The organism is Streptococcus mitis, assembly GCF_003942695.1.
GTDB classification, from domain to species: Bacteria; Bacillota; Bacilli; order Lactobacillales; family Streptococcaceae; genus Streptococcus; species Streptococcus mitis_BD.
The window spans coordinates 1-18,555 of record NZ_RJNU01000003.1 but is presented as its reverse complement, the minus strand read 5'-3'; the positions used below and the strand labels follow the sequence as shown (position 1 = coordinate 18,555).

The following is an 18,555-nucleotide window of genomic DNA, read 5'->3' as shown; positions in this document are numbered from 1 at the left end:
AGATTGATAAAAACTTAACAAGCTAATTCCCACTCTCAAGTTCATCCATATCTTGCTCAAACTTTTTTTGAGCCCATTCGCCATAACTTTTAAGGCCGAGATTGCCGATAAAAACCCAAGGAAGGTAAATCGGATAAGTAATCACCCAAGCAGACAAGTATTTAAAGTTCAAAGGATTGTGCTGATAAATCTCAATATTGAACTGGTAGTTCTGGAGCATCAAGATGGCTGTAATTGCAAGAGTCACTACCAAGCATCCCAAAATCGTAAAATGAAAACGACTATAGTAGGTCACTCCAAGTTGTCGTGCACGATTGAAAAAGAATAAAATTCCTAATAAAAGGGTAACCAGAAGAATATTAGGATTAAAAAGAGCAGGTGCTAATACTGCTACCAAATAACTTAGCAGAATGAGCCCGATAAACACATGAAAAGACTCTATCCCAGCTTTGTTAATCAGTTGTTCTTCTCTCTCGTCTAATAATTGATAATAAAAAAATCTATTTTTCATCTTCTTCCTCCCAAACTTGCTGATTTCTGTGATTCAAGTATAGGATAACTCTATCCATAGAATAACTCCCAACGAGATAGATGATAACTGCTAGAACTACTTTTAGGGAGTACTTCCAAGTCAATAGACTGTCCAGTTCCTCGCGATTGCCTACGATATCAATCAATAAAATCACTATAGAAAATCCCAAAGCAGATAAAATTCTTTCTTTTCCAGTATTCTCAACAATATCTCGAATATCAATTCCTACATACATGCGACGAATAATGGCATACAAACCTACTCCAATCAATAAAAGCAATTCTGGTAAATAGGATAGAAGCGTTAAATTAAAAATATAAACTTTGGCAAAAATTTCCAGTGCCAAAAATAGGCACATTCCCAAAAGAATTTCTCCTGAAATCTTTCCCTCCAATTTTTCCGTACGTTCATCTTTGATCACAAGTTTTTTTCTATTTTTCATCTTCTTACTCCCAAAATAGTTGGTCTAATGTTTTTCCTAAGCATCTGCAAATGGACTGGCAAAGGGAGAGACTAGGATTATATTTCCCTGCTTCTATCAAGCCGATAGTCTGCCTAGTAACACCCACAGCTTCTGCCAAATCACCCTGTGTCATATCAAGCTCCACACGAGCTAATTTTAATTTTAAATTTTTAGCCACTAGCGTCCTCCTTCACATTTTTAAAAAGTTGCGCTTCTTTTAAAAATATTATACCATATATCTAACTTAATGCAATATATAAATGTCATTTTGTAAGATTTTATTAATAAAAAACTCTCTACCACAGAAAATAGAGAGTGTTACCTTTAAATATAGGATTTCAAAATATCGACGACATCACTTCTTTTCTTGACCTGATAGGCCTTGATTCCCAATTTCTCAGCTGCGATTGTATTGTCCTCAATATCGTCTAGAAAGACACAGTGTGTAGGATCTAGCTGGTATTTGTCAAGAATCTCCTTAAACATTGCCAAATCAGGCTTTATAGCTTTTATATCACAGGATAGGACAAAACCATCTAAAAGCTCCTTTAAGGGAGATAATTGCTCATCCAGCAAGTCATAAAATACCTTTGAGGTATTGGACAAGACAAAGATGCGATGCCCCTTTATCTTTAGTTCTGACAAAACAAGGAATACTTCCGTATAAATATCAATGTAGCTAGGCCAGTTCCAGATAACTTCTTCGACCTTCTTTTGATAGGTACTTCCAATCATCGACACAACTTTAAGCACCAATTCTTCTCTAGACATAGTCCCAAGATCTAATTTTTCCCAAAGCCCCGACTGAAAAATGGTCTTATCTAAAATCAGATAATCTTTCTTCATCTCCGAAACGTCTTGTAAAATCTTATCCTTGTTCCATTCTAATAAGACGTTGCCCATATCTAGTATGATGTCCATTAGCCCACCTCCTTGGTTATGTGAAGAATTACTCTCTATTATATTTCTCCATTTTCACCTTACAAATCCTTTTGGTAATAAAATCTTTGCCCTGTGTAGGGATAGTCTTTCAAAGCAAAAACTTCCTTGTAGCCATGCCTTTTATAAAAATCTGGCGCTTGAAACTGGTAAGTGTTGACAAAAGCAAAACGGCAGTTTCGATTCTTAGCTTCATTTTCAGCTCGCTGCAATAGTTTTGAACCGATTCCCTGCCCTCGCAATTCCTCTTTCACAAATAAATATTCAATTTCCAACCAATTTCCAAAAGTCTCTGCTACTAAGCCTGCCATGAGATTGCCCTTTTCGTCTTCGATATAAAGGTTCAGTGGCTTACTTTCAGCCTCTTCTCTTTTGGAACGGTTATAAGCACGAATCAAATTCCCTATTTCTTGCGCTTTATGAGATTCCTTATTTTCTAATCTAACGTGCATCCAAACCTCCTAAAAACGATTACAGCTTGATTATAATCCTATTTCAATAGACTGTCAAACTAAAAAACTCATCAAGCAGAGTTGATGAGTTCATGATTTATTTTCTAAATTTCCACTGACTATAAATTCCGAAACCGATAATCCAGATAGCAGAACCAATTGCTCCCATGAAGGTAGATTCTTGTAAAAAGAGGGTTACAAAGACAAAGATAAAGAAGAGCATGGTTAAAGGATTTAAGAAACGATAATGGGGCATGAGGTAGCCATCCGCCATAAAGTCCTGTGACTTGCGATACTTAAGGTGAGCCACCATAATCAAGATATAAATAGCAATATAAACACCTGATGATGATGCCGTAATCAAGGCAAAGGCATCTGAAACACCTGGCAAGACATTGATAAAAGCTGCTAGGGCAATCAGAACCGCTGAGGCAATGATGGCATTTTGTGGCACATTGTGGCGAGAAAGTGTATCTGCCTTAATTGCTTTGAGAAAGCGATTTGGCGAATCATGGGCAATCTGGTACAAATGACGACCTGTTGAATAAAGGGTTGAGTTAAGAGCAGACGCTGCTGAGGTCAAGACAACAAAGTTAATCAAGGCTGCTGCCCACTTGATACCTGCTAGCTCAAAAACCGTTACAAATGGTGAATCTGAAGAAGCAAGTTCTCTCCAAGGAATGATAGACATAATGGCTAATAGAGCTCCACCATAGAAGAAGACAATTCGAAGAGGAATTTCTTTAACTGCTTTTGGCAAAACCTGACGAGGATTCTTCGTTTCAGAAGTTGTCACCCCGATAAACTCAATCATCAGATAGGCAAAAAATACCATTTGAAAGGCCATGACAAAGTTCATGACTCCATTTGGGAAAAGAGAGAATTGATTGCTGATATTTGCCAAACTTGCAGCCCCATGTGGCGTCTCAAATCCAGTTAAAACCATAAAAGCTCCCGTAGCAATCATAGCTAAAATAGCCACAATCTTAACCATAGCAAACCAAAACTCGACTTCCCCAAAGAGCTTAACCGCAATCAGATTGACCAAGGCCAAAATCGTTAAAAAAACAATCTGAATCAACCAACTAGGCCAGCTAGGGAACCAAAACTGAACATAATGCGAAATCGCGGTGATTTCTGCCATACCGATAAAGACAACAGACAACCAATAAGACCAAACCGAGAAATACCCCCAGCCTTTCCCCAAATGACGGGTGATAAAGTTGATAAAAGTATGTTGTTCTGGGTCCTGATATAGCATCTCCCCAACAGCCCTCATCATCAAAAACATAAAGGCTCCTGTAATCATGTAAATCAGGATGATAGAAGGTCCAGTAAGGCTGATAGAACGACCAGCACCTAGGAAAAGTCCTGTTCCGATTGTCCCAGCAATGGCCATCACCTGAACGTGGCGATTGGTTAAGCCACGCTCCATTTTATTTTTTTTCTTATTTGAACTCATATAGTCTCCTATTTATTCAAAAAACCAAAAAGGAGTTGAGCAAGGCAAGGCCTTCACTACTCCTTTTTCATCCTATTTAGGCTGTTTTCTCAACCTTTAAGATTTTGACATCATAGCTACCAACTGGTGTTTCAATCGTTGCAGTATCACCAGTCTTCTTGCCAATCAAAGCACGGCCAATCGGACTTTCATTTGATACTTTACCAGCAAAAGCATCTGCACCTGCAGAACCGACGATGATGTAGACCTCTTCTTCGTCTTCACCGACTTCTTGGATTGTTACTGTTTTACCGATTGCTACCTCATCTTGGGCAACTGCATCGCTATTAACAATTTCAGCATAGCGAATTTTTGTTTCTAAACTTGAAATTTGTCCTTCAACAAAAGCTTGTTCATCTTTCGCTGCTTCATACTCACTATTTTCTGAAAGGTCTCCATATGAACGAGCAATCTTGATACGCTCTACGACTTCGGGACGTCGAACGAGTTTCAACTCCTCTAATTCTTTTTCTAGTTTTTCCTTTTCTTCAAGGGTCATTGGGTAAGTTTTTTCTGCCATTTTTTTAACTTTCTATTCTATTTACTTTTTTAAAACAAAATTATGTGGAAAACCACATAATTTTAGTTTGAACTACTTGCTTGAGGTAACTTGCTATTGATATGCTCTGCAACGTTTTGATCATGTTCTTCTTTTGTTGTCGCAAAGTATACTTTACCGTCTTCAACATTGGCTACAAAGTACAAGTACTCACTCTTTGTCTGGTTTACACTTGCTTCAATCGCATCCGAACTTGGGCTATCAACCGGTCCAGGCATGAGGCCAAGGTGTATGTAGACATTGTAAGGTGAATCAATCGTTGTATCAATTGCAGCGTCATCAGCTAGGCTAATCTTTTGACCAAGCTTGCCTTGGGCATACAGGATAGCGATGTTGCTCTGAAGTGGCATACCTAGGTTTAAGCGGTTATAGAAGACACCTGCGATCTTCTTGCGATCTTCCGTCTTAGCACCTTCTTTTTCGACAAGTGAGGCAATGCTGAGCAATTCATTAACTGTCAGATTCTTTTCTTTGATCGTAGCGTAATATGGTGACATAGCCTTGTCCATAGCCGCAACCATCTCATCAATCAAACTTTCAACTGTAGTGCTTTCTTTGATGGTATAAGTTGCTGGGAAAAGGTAACCTTCTAGGCGATAACGAACCCCACTATCTTTTGTTGGGAGACTTCCAAGCAAGTTTGGATACTTGGCTACTAATTGTGAGATAAAGGTCTCATCTTGAGCTTTTGCCAAGAAAGCGTCCGCAGTAAGAGGTTCTTTAAATTCACCTTGAAGTTGTCCTACTGTTTGAGCGATTTGCTCTAATGTATAGCCTTCTGGAATTGTCAGGCTTGCAAGAGATGGTTCTTGAGCTTCAGGAGTCCCACCTTTTTCCAATTCTTGAATCAACTCATCCGTACTCATACTCTTCTTCAAGTTGTAATAACCTGATTTCAAGTTGGCATGACTATAGTATTTAGCATAAAGGCTAAAGATAAGTCCATGTTTAACCAAACCAGATTTTTCCAAAGTGCTCCCAATTTCTTGAATATTTGAACCTTCTGGGATTTGAACCGTTACGTAGTCCTTAGAGCTCGCATCAACTGGTTTCAAAGATTCTTGAACATAACCATAACCAAAGAAGCCACCAATACCTCCAAGCACTAGGAGAACTAAGAAAGTTAGCAAGCAGCCTTTCGCTTTTGATTTCTTCTTTTTCTTAGCTGGCTTTGTTCCTTCGCGACGACTGCGTAGTGGAGCATTCGCTAGATCATCAACTTGCTCAACTGGAGCAGGTACTACATTCTCTACAACAGGAGGGACCGATTCTTCTTTTTTGTCATCTGTTTTATAGGAAACAGCCACTTTAGTTGGAGTAGTATTAAACTCTTTCTCTTCCTTTTTAGGCTCTACAGCATCAATCTTGGCTGGTGCAGGCTCTTCTAGTTTTGACTCTTCTGGTTCTGATGCTGGTGCTGTCACTTCGCTTGATTCAAAACTTGGGCGTGGTGGCACACTTGGGGCATTTTTTAGGATTTCATCCACAGTTGACAGAGAATCTGCCATTAAATCTTCTGTGGCAAGATTGGATTCTTGTTCAGAAGGGGCAGGTGGAGTTACTTGAGAAGATGGAGTTGGTGGGGTAGTTGGACTTTCATCCTCTTTTCCTCTTCTTTCTCTCTCTCTGACTCTCTCTAAATCGCGTAAAATCTGTTCTTTAAAGCTTAATGTTTCTTCTTCTCTTGATTTCTCGCTCAAAAGCTTTACCTCCTTGTTGGCAATCCATAACATTATATCTTAAAAGTCGCAGAAAAGCAACAAAATATACCTTTCTCCAACTATATTTCTTGTTTTCAAGGCTTCCAAACCATGTTATACCAAGTCTCACCTGCATAGGTAGATTGGGATAGTCCTTCATTAACAAATCCATGTTTTTCGTAATAGGCGATAAGATAATCATGACAGGTCAGGTTAATTCCTTCTCGTTCATGTTCTAAAGCGACTTCTTTCAGAGCCGTCAGTAGTTTTTTCCCCACTCCCAAAGCTTGCGCTTCCTTAGCTATGGAGAGACAGGTCACAGAAATATAACCTCCAGGTTGATGGCTATAGTCTTTTATTTCTTCTGTAAAGGACTCATCTTGTAGATGACGATGTGGGACGACCGGACCTTCGATGTAACCAAGGATACGTCCCTCCTTTTCAGCTACGAGAAAACTGGTCTGAATTTCCCGCAAATGGGCCTCAAAGACCGAACGAGGAATGGCTTCTTCAAGGGAGAAATTCTCCAGCTCTATCTCTAAAATCCGATCTAAATCCGAAAATCTTGCTTGTCTGATTTTCATATTTCCTCCTGATAAAAAGGATTAACCCAAGTCAGATACCAACAAGGACCACTGTCATATTGGCTCTCTGTCACTTCTTCCTCAACAAAGCCATTCATTTCAAAATATGATAGTAGCTCATCAGTACTCTGCAAAAGAATACCTTGATAATCTAGTTCGACTGTCACCTGTTTCAAGGCTGCAAGAAGAAGAGTTCCCAGCCCCTGTCCCCAATGGTCAGGATGAATGATCAATGATTTTATTTCTATCCATTTGGGATGAATAGACTGATCTTCTCCCAAAACATAGCCCACGAGCTGATTTTCATTCCCAGCTACAAGAAAGGTACCCGCAGTCTTGCGGATACTCTCTTCTAAAGATTGGCGGCTAAGTGACTCTTCTGATGAAGGATTGGCTTCTTCAATCGCCAACATTTCTTCTAAATCTGATAGGGTGGCTTGCCTTATTGTGATTGGAATTTCCATCTGTTTTCCTTATTGGACGTTGCTTGTCAAGTTAGACAAAAGACGTTCAAATGAATATTCATAGGTTTGGATATCTCCAGCACCCATAAAGACGTAAACAGCATTGTCATGGTCTAGGAGTGGAGAAACATTTTCAACAGTAATAACCTGGTGTTTCTTGTTAATTTTATTGGCTAAGTCTTCTACTTTGACATCACCATGGTCCACTTCACGAGCTGATCCATAGATTTGCGCTAGGTAGACGGCGTCTGCTTGATTCAATGCATGGGCAAATTCGTCCAACAAGGCAATGGTTCTTGTAAAGGTATGCGGTTGGAAGATTGCCACGATTTCCTTGCTTGGATATTTTTGACGAGCTGCATCCAAGGTTGCAATGATTTCTGTTGGATGGTGGGCAAAGTCATCAATGATTACTGTATCATTGACAATTTTTTCAGTGAAACGACGCTTAACACCTGCAAAAGTTTTCAAGTGTTCACGGACCAAGTTCAAATCAAAACCTGCTGTGTAAAGAAGGCCAATAACAGCAGTCGCATTCATGATATTGTGACGACCAAAGGTTGGAATGTGGAATTGACCCAACTCTTGACCACGGAAATGAACGGTGAATGTCGAACCAGTCGTAGAACGAAGAAGATCGCTAGCTACAAAGTCATTGCCCTCAGCTTCAAACCCATAGTAATAGATTGGCGCATTGGCTGTGATCTTACGTAACTCAGGATCTTCACCATATACAAACAAACCTTTGGTAATTTGTTTGGCATAGTCGTTAAAGGCATTGAAAACGTCCTCTAGACTTGTAAAGTAGTCTGGATGGTCAAAGTCGATGTTGGTGATGATAGAGTATTCTGGGTGGTAAGGCATGAAATGGCGCTCATATTCGTCTGATTCAAAGACAAAATATTTGGCATTGGCTGAACCACGACCTGTCCCGTCACCAATCAAGAAGCTGGTGTCTGTGATGTGAGACAAGACGTGTGACAACATGCCTGTTGTTGAAGTTTTTCCATGAGCTCCTGCTACTCCCATGCTGACAAAGTCGCGCATAAAGCTACCTAGGAATTCATGGTAACGTTTGTAGCTGATACCATTTTGATCTGCATAGGCGATTTCAACGTTGTTATCTGGACGGAAGGCATTCCCCGCGATAATCTCCACATCACCTTGTAGGTTCTTTTCATCAAAAGGAAGAATGGCAATCCCTGCCTGCTCTAGTCCACGTTGAGTAAAGTAATATTTTTCAACGTCTGAACCTTGAACCTTGTGTCCCATTTGGTGCAACATCAAGGCCAAGGCACTCATCCCTGATCCCTTGATTCCAATAAAATGATATGTTTTTGACATGCTTTTCTCCCCTACTCAGTAATTCTTGTCAGATTCAACTCTTGGGCAACCTGACGTTCCTGTTCCGTTTGCTTATTCTTTTTATTATAGATCTGACTCTTCTTTAGAAAATCATAGTTGTTCTTTTTGGCTTTTTCCGTTTGGACTTTCGGAGTTGGATTCGCCACTTGGTCAACCTCCTCAGCTAAGATATAGTGAGACTGGCTCAAGTTTTTACTAAATTTGGCAAACTCACCTGGATTTTCCTTTTGAAATGGTGCTGTTGGTTGGTTTCCTTGACGAACAAGTGTTGAACCATTGTGTCGTCTAGTATGACTAACATCCTGAGTCAAATACTTGGCTGAACGTTTCTTCTTCAAGTCCGCACGCGCCTCTTCTCGAGCTAATTCAGCATAGGTTTTTTCAACTTTTTTAGGTTCTGGGCTTGGCTTTGACTCCTTATTAATCACTGGAGAAACTACGGTTTCTTCTTCATTAATAGGAGACCATTCCAAATAGTTCTTATCGCGGTAATCACCTTTGATATTGCTAATAAAGTCTGACTCATCGTACAAGTCCATGACTGGCATTTTGGTCAGCATAATCTCATCATCTGACACCAATGGAAATCGATCTTGTTTCATTTTGTATTTCCTTTCAACACTTCATTATAGCGTATTGTCTTGATTTTTCAAGTGCTGGCTTCAGAAATTCCCAAAATTTCACGAATTTCTGCCAGACTGAGACTCGCACGCGACTCCGTACCATCTAAAACTTGGGAAACCAAATGTTTCTTTTGTTCTTGAAGTTCTTGGATTTTTTCTTCAATGGTCCCCTTGGTAATCAAACGATAGACCTCGACCATCTGCTCCTGTCCCATTCGGTGGGCTCGTCCGATAGCCTGGGCTTCGACAGCGGGATTCCACCAAAGGTCAACCAAAATAACCGTATCAGCTCCCGTTAAATTGAGACCAACACCACCCGCCTTAAGGGATATGAGAAAGGCATCTCTCTCCCCTTGGTTAAAGGCCTTGGTCATCTCCTGTCTGTCATGAGCAGGAGTTGAACCTGTGATTTTGAAGGAAGTCAAGCCCAAGTCTGGGAGTTCTTTCTCGATTTTTTCCAACATTCCTTTGAACTGGGAGAAAATCAAGACCCGATGCCCACCATCAGCCACTTGTAGTAATAAATCTCGGAGACTATCCAATTTACCACTAGCTCCCTGGTAATCGTCCATAAAGAGGGCTGGAGTATCGCAGATTTGGCGCAATCGCATGAGGCCAGATAAGATTTCTACCCGACTTCTCTGGAATTCTTGATCTGTCACTTGCGCTAGGCGGTCTCGCATCTGTTGCAACTGGGCCAGATAGATGGCTTTCTGCTGGTCTTCCAGTTCATTTTTATAGACGACTTCGATCAGATCAGGCAGTTCTGTTAGGACTTCTTCTTTCTTACGCCTCATGACGAAGGGCTTGATAAACTGCGCGACTCGGTCAGCCGGTAATTTCATAAACTTCTTTTTACTTGGCAAGAGCCCCGGAAGCACAATTTGAAAGATAGACCACAACTCTCCTAGATGGTTTTCAATGGGCGTACCCGACAAAGCAAAAACTGCTGGCACCACAAACTGGCGCAAACTCTGAGCAATCTTGGTCTGGGCATTTTTCATGACCTGGGCTTCATCTAAGAAGAGAAAATCAAAAGCCATCTCTTGATAAAGCTCGCTGTCTTGACGAAAGGTGGCATAGCTAGTCACATAGATTTGGTGATTTTCAGAAAGAATCGCTTCTCGATTCGCTTTCAAACCATGAACGACAGCCAAATCCAACTGTGGGGCAAATTTCCTGAATTCATCTGCCCAGTTGTAGATTAAACCTGACGGCGCTAAAATCAAGACCCGACTGTCTTCTGTCACCTGACTGGTCAAAAAAGCGATGGTTTGCAATGTTTTTCCCAGTCCCATATCATCCGCCAGAATGCCACCAAAGCCATAGTGATGAAGCATCTGGAGCCAACGAACACCCTTTCCCTGATAGTCTCTCAAACTCGCCTGCACCCGTATATCTCCCAGAGGAAAATCCTCTGGATGGGTCAAATCATGAGCTAAATGCCGAAATTCTTCCGAGAAGGAAATCCTGTCTCGACCTTCAAACAACTGAGACAAACTGTAAGCTAGGGATTTCCGAGCCTGAAAATAACCATCTTTTAGCTCAACCCCCAGTTCCTGCAAATTTTGACGAATCTGCTTGGTTTCCTCATCAAAAAAGTACACTTGGTCAGAAGAACTGATATAGAAATCCTGATTGCCGGTCAGGGCTTTAAGAGCTTGATCAATCTCTTCTTGGGCAATCCCTTGGAAATCAAATTGGATTTCCAATAATCCTCCCTTGGACTCAATCTGAACCTGAGGAGCTTGGACACTGTAGAGCTGATTGATTTCATCAGACAAGAAAACCTGACCCAATTTCTCAAAAGCCGGAATCGTATGGTGAAAGAAAGAATAAACTGCCTCTGGCTTCAAAGCCTGTCTCCAAGACTGAAAATCAGCCTCAAAACCAGCCCCTAAACAGACTTGAAATAGCTGATTTTCCAAGACAGCATCGCTTGAAAAAGGTAATTGTTCCAGCTGTTGACGGCTAGTCACCTTAACATCTCCATAGTCAAACTGGATATCCAAACGGATGCGGCCGTCATCCTCCCTATCAAAGTAAAAGATTGGTGAAAAGGGTCTGATTTGCAAACGCTCGGGGGCAGACACTGTTCCCAGCTGTCCAAACAAAGGCAGACAGGCAGCCAGACGGTCACGATCACTGTTGTCAAACTGGAGGCATTTTCTCCCTCTTTCCTCCTGAGGAAGCTCCTTGATTTCCTTTAGGAGGCTGATTTGTTTAGGATTTAAGAGATAAAGATTCCCCTTACGAAAGAGAACCGCTCCCCCATAGAATACGTTAACTCGGTCAGTCTCAGAAATTTCCATCTCAAAATAATCGGGATACTCCTGCACGGAAAAAGAGAAAATCTCTGCATCTGGATCTAAATCATGAAAGAGAAGATTTTCATAACTAGTAATCTGATGTTCGAAATGAAAATCTTCCAAGTTCATCAGCAACTCCACTCCCTGCTCAAAAAAGGTCAGAGGGAAAAAGAGGTGACGACCTTGATTGGGGAAAAAGAGGTCTTGACTCAGTCCCTCCTCAATTAAGCCACATAAAAAAGTAAGAACTTCTTGACTAGCTGTATCAAAAGCATCCCAAGACAAGTCATTTTCATAGTGCTTCCCAATCATATATGGCTTTCGATGGACTAAGACCTTCAAAAAGAGAGGGATGTCACGAATGACATAATATTTTTGACTATCAGCTAAACCGATTCGGAGAGTCCAAAGGAGGCGATTGGTTCCAGCTTCCACCTGGCCTTGAGACGACAAAGTGTAGATTTTCTCTCTCTTCTGAGGTTGGATACGCTCCAAAAAACTACCGCCAAAACTAACCTTGGTTTCGACCTCTTCTTGCTCTTCATGTCCTTTTTCTAAGGCTTGTAAAATCACCTGGCCTTCTTCATCATTCTTCAGATAATGCTCGAGCGCTGCGAGGTGAACACAGTAACTTCTTTTTTGGAAAAAATCGCAAGCACAAAAAACCAGATCATCCTCTAAACTGTAGCGCAAGTCTTCTCCCGCCACACGAGTATAGAGGCGATTTCCTTTTTCCTTGATAATCTCAATGTCGCCTGTTTCATAGAGTGTAACACCCTCCATGCGCAACTTTCCCGGAATCAATTTAGCCATAGTTACCCCTTTATCTTATCTTTTCATTATACCACATTTTCCCCTACGAAAATAGCCTTCTAGGAAGACTTTTCTCCTAGAAGGCTGGATTTTTAAAGTGTAGCAAAAGTGGTCACGATGCGTTGGCAAACCTCTTCCAGTACTGACTTCGGCATAGCCACATTGAGGCGGGCATGAAGAGTTCCCTCCTCTCCAAAGTCCAAACCTCGGTTCAAGATAACCTTGGCTTCATTCTTCAAAAGCTCTTGCAAGCGATTATCCGTTAGGTCATAGGCTGAAAAATCAAGCCAGATCAAGTAGGTACCTTGCGGTTTCATGACCTTAATCTTGGTTTCATTGCCCAAAACATCCACTACATAGTTAATATGGTCCTCTATGACTTCTTTTAGTTCTCCTAACCAGTCCTTGCCATAACGGTAGGCAGCTTCTGTCGCCAAATAACCCAAGCCTGAGATTTCATGTTGGTTATTGGCCAACTGGCGTTTTTGGAAAGCCACACGAAGCTTTGGATTTTCAATAACTGCATAGGAATTCTTGGTCCCAGCAATATTAAAGGTCTTAGTGGCACTGCTCAGGATAAGGGCAAAGTCTTTAAAGGCGGGATCAATGGTGTTGAATGACTGGTGTTTGTGACCAAAGAGGGCCAAATCTTGGTGAATCTCATCTGAAACAAGCAAAACACCATGTTTTTGGCAGAGATGACCAATCTTTTCTAACACTTCCTTTTCCCAAACACGTCCACCAGGATTGTGAGGATTGCAAAGAATATAAAGTTTGACATTCTCTTCTACCAAATCCTTTTCAAGTTGGTCAAAGTCAATCTCAAACAGCCCATCCTTTTCCACCAAAGAATTGGTAATCAATCTACGGTTATTCAACTTGACACTGCGAGCAAAAGGTGGATAGACAGGTGTGTTAATCAGAACAGCCTCTCCTTCTTTTGTAAAGGCTTGAATGGCTGTTGAAATAGCTGGTACCACTCCTTCGATAAATACGAGGGCATCCTTGTCAAAGTGATAACCGTGTTGGCTGGCTTCCCAGTCCTGAACCGACTCAATCAAAGCATCGCTTGCATAAGTATAGCCATAGACCAACTGATCTGCGTAGGCTTGTACAGCTTGTCGAACCTCAGGCAAAACCACAAAGTCCATATCCGCTATCCAGGCTGGTAGAACTTCTCGATCAGCTTCCGCTTCTTTCCATTTATAGGTATGGTGTCCAAAACGATTGGGCAGGCTTGTAAAATCATATTTTCCCATATCTGTCTTATCCTTCCAAAGCTTGGCGCAAGTCCGCAATCAAATCTCTAACATCTTCAATCCCAATAGACAAGCGCAAGAGGTCATCTGTTAAACCATAGGAATGGCGCACTTCTGTTGGAATATCCGCATGGGTTTGAGTCGTCGGATAGGTGATAAGACTCTCCACCCCACCCAAACTTTCCGCAAAAGAGAACACCTTCAAGCTATTTAAAATATGAGGAATACGTTTTTCATCCACTACTTTAAAGGAAATCATACCCCCACGTCCAGTATAGAGCACTTCCTTGACAGCAGGTGAATCCTTCAAAAAGGCAACCACTTCTTGGGCATTGGCTGTGGAACGTTCCATACGAAGAGATAGAGTTTTAAGACCACGAATCAACTGATAACTATCAAACGGTGATAAGACCGCACCTGTCGTATTGAGATTATAGAAAAGTTGTTCATATAGTTCTAAACTATTAGTCACAACCACCCCAGCCAAGACATCATTGTGGCCTGCTAAATACTTGGTGGCTGAATGAAGAACGATATCCGCATCATCTTCAATCGGGCGTTGGTAAATCGGGCTGTAGAAGGTATTGTCCACCACAACCTTGGCGCCCTTGGCATGAGCTAGTTTGGCTAGTTTTGCAATATCAAATTCCAACATCAAGGGATTGGTTGGTGTTTCGATATAGAGAACATCCACATCTTTCTCTAACTCAGCAATTAGCTCTTCTTCTGTATTGGCATAGGTAAAATGGAAACGGCCTTCTTGCTCCACTTGGTTGAACCAACGGAAAGAGCCTCCATAAAGGTCACGAACAGCCAAGACTTTACTTCCTACTGGAAAAACACTAAAGGCCAGTACAATCGCAGCCATTCCTGAACTTGTCGCTAGGGCATAATCTGCTGATTCGATTGCCGCCAAGACTTCCTCCGCCTTACTGCGAGTTGGGTTTTTAGTGCGCGTGTAGTCAAATCCAGTAGACTGGCCAAATTCTGGATGCTGATAAGTTGTTGAAAAATGAAGTGGAGTCACCAAGGCACCTGTTGCCTTATCTGACTTGATTCCCGCCTGGGCCAAAATTGTGTTGATGTGTAGTTCTTTGCTCATACAATACCTCCAAATCTATAGTAACTATTGTACCACTTATTTTCACTAACTTATTTTCTTGTTTTCAAGAGCTAGTTATAGTTTCAAACTATATAAAAACGATAGTTCCTTTAGAAACTATCGTTTTTCCTGTTGAATAGACTGGTTATTTAACGTGTTTTGCCAGTTCTTCTTGGGCTTTTTTATTTGATTCTTCTTTTTCTTTCAGCCATTTTTCTTTAGCTTTTTCATACTCATCAGCCGTTACAGTCTTATCTTGTAACTTGAGGTACTTGTATGATTCCACACCCTTATTTCCTGCTTGTGAGAATGGTGCTGAGAATGGAACTGTCTTTCTCAAGCTAGGTGTTCCACCAAGGGAAACGTTTGGAATTGCAAGGGCGCTATCAACGAGCCAAGCTTGAATTTCTGCATATTTTTCATAACGTTTTGCTGGATCTTGCTCTTTATTGGCTTCTTCCAACATTTGAGTATAGGTATCAAGTCCAACTGCCTTAGCCTTGTCATTGACCTCACCTGGTTCTAAACCAAAGTTTTGCAACATACCTCCGCTATTAACATTAAAAATATCAAGATAGCTTGACGGATCTAAGTAGTCAGCACTCCAACCACCATTGTAAAGGTCAAAATCCTTCTGGGCTGCTGTCTGAGCTAAATAACCAGAGCTATCATAATCCTCTGTTGACAGTTGTTGGATATCGATAACCACGTTCTCAGTTCCAAGAATAGATTCGATGGATTGTTTCATTGAACTAATTCCTTGAATTTCTGACTTATTGGTCATTTCAACAGTCTTATCCAAGTGAATTGGGAACTGAACACCCTTGGCTTCTAGTTCTTTCTTAGCTTCCGCAAACTTAGCTTTAGCCTTGTCAGGATTGTAGTAAGGATCCTGAGCATCAGCAAAGTTGATTCCTTGCCATTCTTGGCCATAGTTGACCATCTTTTCGGAAACAACATCACCAAAGTCTTTTCCGTTGATACTTACAAATGTAGGAGGTACAACTAGGTTACGAATAATCTTCGTTGCTCCGTCTTCCCCTTGAGATTGTGCCCCATAGGCCGTACGGTTGTAGGCAAAATTGATAGCTTGGCGGAAGTTTTTATTCAGAACTGCTTCTTGGGTAGATTTCTTTTCGATGTCAGTCGTTTTAGAAGTGAAATTATAAGATTTTCTATCTAGGTTAAAGTTCAAGTAGAAAGAAGTGGCATCTTGCATGCTGTAGATGATATTGTCCTTATTCTTCTCTTTAATCCCTTCAAAACTTGAGCTATTTGGATAGAGACGTGCGTAGCTGTATACTCCTTCTGTAAAGTTACGTGCTAGGGCATCTTGGTCACTTCCATCATAGTAGGTCAATTTCACATCGTCCACAAAGACATTTTTAGCATCCCAGTAATTCGGATTTTTCTTATATTCGATGACGGATTTTGAAACAAAGGACTTCATCAAGAAAGGACCATTGTACAAAATGTTAGAAGGATCTACCTTACCAAAATCGTCCCCTTTTGATTTCAAGAAATCGCCATTGACAGGGAAGAGAATAGTGGACGTAGTTTTTGAGTTCCAGTAAGGTTCTGGTCGTGTCAAAGTGTACTGAACTGTTTGGTCATCAATCGCCTTCACACCGACAGTTGAAAAGTCTGTTGTTTTACCGTTGATATAGTCATCCAAACCTGCTACAGAGTCTTGAACCAAGTATAAGGCTTCAGATTTTTTATCTGCCGCATATTTCAAACCTGTCACAAAGTCTTGAGCAGTTACAGGTGCGTATTCTTCACCTTCGTATGTATACCACTTGGCATCTTTACGAAGTTTGTAGGTATAAGTCAAACCGTCCTTGGAAACGGTCCAATCCTCTGCCAAAGATGGAACATAGTTACCATATTGGTCATTTTCCATCAAACCATCTACCAGATTGGTAACGATATCATTGGTTGTTGCACGGTTCTCTGCTAGATAGTTCAAACTAGATGGATCACTAGAATAGACATAGTTATATGTTTTAGATGAACTTGCTGAGTTCCCACATGCGCTCAATAAGATACCTGCGCTTAACACGACACCTGCCAGTGTCAGATACTTGGCCTTAGACTTTTTCATTTCCAGAACCTCCTGTTTTAGATATTTGCCTTATTATACAGCTTTAGTTTTATTTAGTCAAGCAATTCCTGTCACAAAAGGTCGAAATTATATTATTTTCTATACAAATTTTAGATTTTTATCTATTTCGTTAGGTATATGCAATGAGTGGTGTAATATTTTTACCTCTTATTCCTAAGCACTTTAAAAGCTATCTTGTAATTTGGATACTCTCTTTGACGGTGATTAATAACCAATAAGACATCATTAGGTTCTTTAGAACATTTAGAGTGATAATTCTCGTCACTTTGAATGTTAGAAAAGAGAGAACCAATCTGATTCTCTCTCATACTTAGTTCGATCTCACCCTCTACAGTTGACAAAGAGCCAAAAACCCCAGATAGTCTTGAGCTATCCGGGGTTCTTGTTTTCATCGCTAAAATGATATCAACAATTTCATTTTAGTCGATTTTTGGGACTTAGTCTTCTAAATCCATTTCAGAAGCTGCTGATTTCTTCTTCTTGCCAAGAAGAGAGGCAGTTGCCAAGGCAGCTACTCCTAATCCAAGACCAGCAAATTGGTTACTTACAGTTCCTGTATTTGGAAGTTTTCTACCGTTTGAACGTCCTGGTCCAGCAGGTTGTTGTGCAGGAGCTTGTGAGTGATTCAATGCACTTGAGATTGAAGCACTGTCAGACAAGCTAGCTGAGGTACTTGCGCTATTGCTCAAGCTTGTGCTTGCTGATTCAGATGCACTAATTGATGCGGATACGCTGTTGCTCAAGCTTGCTGAAGTACTTGCTGAAGTTGAGGCATCGCCTGAACCATTGCTTGTACTTGTTGAACCTGAACCGCTACCTGAGTTGTTGCTTGCACTGATTGAAGCTGAAGCTGATTGGCTTGCTGATACAGATGCTGAAGTGCTTTGACTTGCAGATACTGATGCGCTAGCTGATTGGCTAGCTGAACCATTGCTTGTGCTTGCTGAACCTGAACCGCTACCTGAGTTGTTGCTTGCACTGATTGAGGCAGAAATGCTGTCACTCAAGCTTGCGCTTGTTGAGACTGACTCACTTGCGCTGATTGATGCTGAAGTACTATCGCTCAATGACACACTTACTGATTTGCTAAGTGAAACTGACTCACTTGCACTTACAGATTCAAGGTAGCTAGGAAGGTTAAACTCTGGCTTAGATTCGCTTGTTGGCTCACCCTTACTATAGCTGAATGAGTTAGATTGTTGTGACGCACTTGTACTCAAACTGCTTGAAACGCTATTGCTAAGTGATGTAGATGTACTTACGCTGTTACTCAAGCTTACTGAAGTACTTGTTGAAACTGAAGTACTACTTGAGTTGTTGCTTGCTGATTCAGATGCACTGATTGAAGCACTTACGCTGTTGCTCAAGCTTGTGCTTGCTGATTGGCTAGCACTGATTGATGCAGATACGCTGTTGCTCAAGCTTGTGCTTGCTGATTCAGAAGCACTGATTGAAGCACTTACGCTGTTGCTCAAGCTTGTGCTTGCTGATTGGCTAGCACTGATTGAAGCACTTACGCTGTTGCTCAAGCTTGTGCTTGCTGATTGGCTAGCACTGATTGAAGCACTTACGCTGTTGCTCAAGCTTGTGCTTGCTGATTGGCTAGCACTGATTGATGCAGATACGCTGTTGCTCAAGCTTGTGCTTGCTGATACTGAAGTACTGATTGAAGCAGACACGCTGTTGCTCAAGCTTGTGCTTGCTGATTCAGATGCACTGATTGATGCAGATACGCTGTTGCTCAAGCTTGTGCTTGCTGATTGTG

At 41.2% G+C, this 18,555-nt stretch carries 17 protein-coding genes; all 17 read right to left on the bottom strand.

Annotated elements, in window-relative coordinates; all coding sequences use genetic code 11:
* Positions 1–22 precede the first annotated feature (22 nt).
* Entirely contained in the window at positions 23–511 is a 489-nt protein-coding gene (locus tag D8852_RS02915) for a DUF6773 family protein (RefSeq protein WP_125424557.1), read from the bottom strand.
* Positions 501–974 (bottom strand): DUF6773 family protein, encoded by a 474-nt coding sequence (locus tag D8852_RS02910; protein ID WP_125424556.1) that lies wholly within the window; start codon positions 972–974, stop codon positions 501–503. Before D8852_RS02910 ends, D8852_RS02915 begins: the two co-directional genes overlap by 11 nt.
* Before the next feature lie 4 nt (positions 975–978).
* Positions 979–1,173 (bottom strand): helix-turn-helix transcriptional regulator, encoded by a 195-nt coding sequence (locus D8852_RS02905; protein ID WP_125424555.1) that lies wholly within the window; start codon positions 1,171–1,173, stop codon positions 979–981.
* A 146-nt stretch (positions 1,174–1,319) separates the two neighbouring features.
* Complete coding sequence (locus D8852_RS02900; RefSeq protein ID WP_125424554.1) at positions 1,320–1,916, bottom strand: HAD family hydrolase; 597 nt, start codon at positions 1,914–1,916, stop codon at positions 1,320–1,322.
* Positions 1,917–1,975: 59 nt separating this feature from the next.
* Positions 1,976–2,386: a GNAT family N-acetyltransferase gene (locus D8852_RS02895; RefSeq protein ID WP_125424553.1), complete on the bottom strand. Its 411-nt coding sequence runs from the start codon at positions 2,384–2,386 to the stop codon at positions 1,976–1,978.
* 97 nt (positions 2,387–2,483) lie between these two features.
* Positions 2,484–3,848, bottom strand: coding sequence for an amino acid permease (locus D8852_RS02890; protein ID WP_185755571.1), 1,365 nt, complete (start codon positions 3,846–3,848; stop codon positions 2,484–2,486).
* A gap of 76 nt (positions 3,849–3,924) precedes the next feature.
* On the bottom strand, positions 3,925–4,407 hold the full coding sequence (gene greA / locus D8852_RS02885; RefSeq protein WP_000818765.1) for a transcription elongation factor GreA: 483 nt from the start codon (positions 4,405–4,407) through the stop codon (positions 3,925–3,927).
* 62 nt (positions 4,408–4,469) lie between these two features.
* Entirely contained in the window at positions 4,470–6,179 is a 1,710-nt protein-coding gene (gene mltG / locus D8852_RS02880) for an endolytic transglycosylase MltG (protein WP_125424552.1), read from the bottom strand.
* A 62-nt stretch (positions 6,180–6,241) separates the two neighbouring features.
* On the bottom strand, positions 6,242–6,730 hold the full coding sequence (locus D8852_RS02875) for a GNAT family N-acetyltransferase (RefSeq protein ID WP_125424551.1): 489 nt from the start codon (positions 6,728–6,730) through the stop codon (positions 6,242–6,244).
* On the bottom strand, positions 6,727–7,194 hold the full coding sequence (locus D8852_RS02870) for a GNAT family N-acetyltransferase (protein WP_125424550.1): 468 nt from the start codon (positions 7,192–7,194) through the stop codon (positions 6,727–6,729). The genes D8852_RS02875 and D8852_RS02870 overlap by 4 nt, the downstream gene beginning before the upstream one ends.
* Positions 7,195–7,203: 9 nt before the next feature.
* The gene (murC, locus tag D8852_RS02865) at positions 7,204–8,538 is read right to left on the bottom strand and encodes a UDP-N-acetylmuramate--L-alanine ligase (protein WP_000048080.1); all 1,335 of its coding nucleotides are present in this window, start codon (positions 8,536–8,538) and stop codon (positions 7,204–7,206) included.
* Positions 8,539–8,549: 11 nt separating this feature from the next.
* Positions 8,550–9,161 (bottom strand): cystathionine gamma-synthase, encoded by a 612-nt coding sequence (locus D8852_RS02860; protein WP_125424549.1) that lies wholly within the window; start codon positions 9,159–9,161, stop codon positions 8,550–8,552.
* A 47-nt stretch (positions 9,162–9,208) separates the two neighbouring features.
* Positions 9,209–12,304, bottom strand: coding sequence for a DEAD/DEAH box helicase (locus D8852_RS02855; protein ID WP_125424548.1), 3,096 nt, complete (start codon positions 12,302–12,304; stop codon positions 9,209–9,211).
* A gap of 92 nt (positions 12,305–12,396) precedes the next feature.
* Positions 12,397–13,563 (bottom strand): MalY/PatB family protein, encoded by a 1,167-nt coding sequence (locus D8852_RS02850; protein WP_125424547.1) that lies wholly within the window; start codon positions 13,561–13,563, stop codon positions 12,397–12,399.
* Between the two features lie 7 nt (positions 13,564–13,570).
* Positions 13,571–14,665 carry a cystathionine gamma-synthase gene (locus tag D8852_RS02845; protein ID WP_125424546.1) on the bottom strand — a complete coding sequence of 365 codons (1,095 nt, stop codon included), beginning with the start codon at positions 14,663–14,665 and terminating at the stop codon, positions 13,571–13,573.
* A gap of 145 nt (positions 14,666–14,810) precedes the next feature.
* Positions 14,811–16,769 (bottom strand): peptide ABC transporter substrate-binding protein, encoded by a 1,959-nt coding sequence (locus tag D8852_RS02840; RefSeq protein ID WP_125424545.1) that lies wholly within the window; start codon positions 16,767–16,769, stop codon positions 14,811–14,813.
* 458 nt (positions 16,770–17,227) lie between these two features.
* Positions 17,228–18,555: LPXTG cell wall anchor domain-containing protein (locus D8852_RS10135; protein WP_260467088.1), on the bottom strand; the 1,328-nt coding region annotated here is incomplete at its 5' end.

Bases quoted from the DNA above. Each gene is read 5' to 3' on its own strand.
- D8852_RS02855 (WP_125424548.1), bottom strand. From the start codon at position 12,304: ATGGCTAAATTGATTCCGGGAAAGTTGCGCATGGAGGGTGTTACACTC.
- greA (WP_000818765.1), bottom strand. From the start codon at position 4,407: ATGGCAGAAAAAACTTACCCAATGACCCTTGAAGAAAAGGAAAAACTA.
- D8852_RS02850 (WP_125424547.1), bottom strand. From the start codon at position 13,563: ATGGGAAAATATGATTTTACAAGCCTGCCCAATCGTTTTGGACACCAT.
- D8852_RS02875 (WP_125424551.1), bottom strand. From the start codon at position 6,730: ATGAAAATCAGACAAGCAAGATTTTCGGATTTAGATCGGATTTTAGAG.
- mltG (WP_125424552.1), bottom strand. From the start codon at position 6,179: ATGTTATGGATTGCCAACAAGGAGGTAAAGCTTTTGAGCGAGAAATCA.
- D8852_RS02915 (WP_125424557.1), bottom strand. From the start codon at position 511: ATGAAAAATAGATTTTTTTATTATCAATTATTAGACGAGAGAGAAGAA.
- D8852_RS02845 (WP_125424546.1), bottom strand. From the start codon at position 14,665: ATGAGCAAAGAACTACACATCAACACAATTTTGGCCCAGGCGGGAATC.
- D8852_RS02860 (WP_125424549.1), bottom strand. From the start codon at position 9,161: ATGAAACAAGATCGATTTCCATTGGTGTCAGATGATGAGATTATGCTG.
- D8852_RS02895 (WP_125424553.1), bottom strand. From the start codon at position 2,386: ATGCACGTTAGATTAGAAAATAAGGAATCTCATAAAGCGCAAGAAATA.
- murC (WP_000048080.1), bottom strand. From the start codon at position 8,538: ATGTCAAAAACATATCATTTTATTGGAATCAAGGGATCAGGGATGAGT.
- D8852_RS02900 (WP_125424554.1), bottom strand. From the start codon at position 1,916: ATGGACATCATACTAGATATGGGCAACGTCTTATTAGAATGGAACAAG.
- D8852_RS02890 (WP_185755571.1), bottom strand. From the start codon at position 3,848: ATGAGTTCAAATAAGAAAAAAAATAAAATGGAGCGTGGCTTAACCAAT.
- D8852_RS02870 (WP_125424550.1), bottom strand. From the start codon at position 7,194: ATGGAAATTCCAATCACAATAAGGCAAGCCACCCTATCAGATTTAGAA.
- D8852_RS02910 (WP_125424556.1), bottom strand. From the start codon at position 974: ATGAAAAATAGAAAAAAACTTGTGATCAAAGATGAACGTACGGAAAAA.
- D8852_RS02840 (WP_125424545.1), bottom strand. From the start codon at position 16,769: ATGAAAAAGTCTAAGGCCAAGTATCTGACACTGGCAGGTGTCGTGTTA.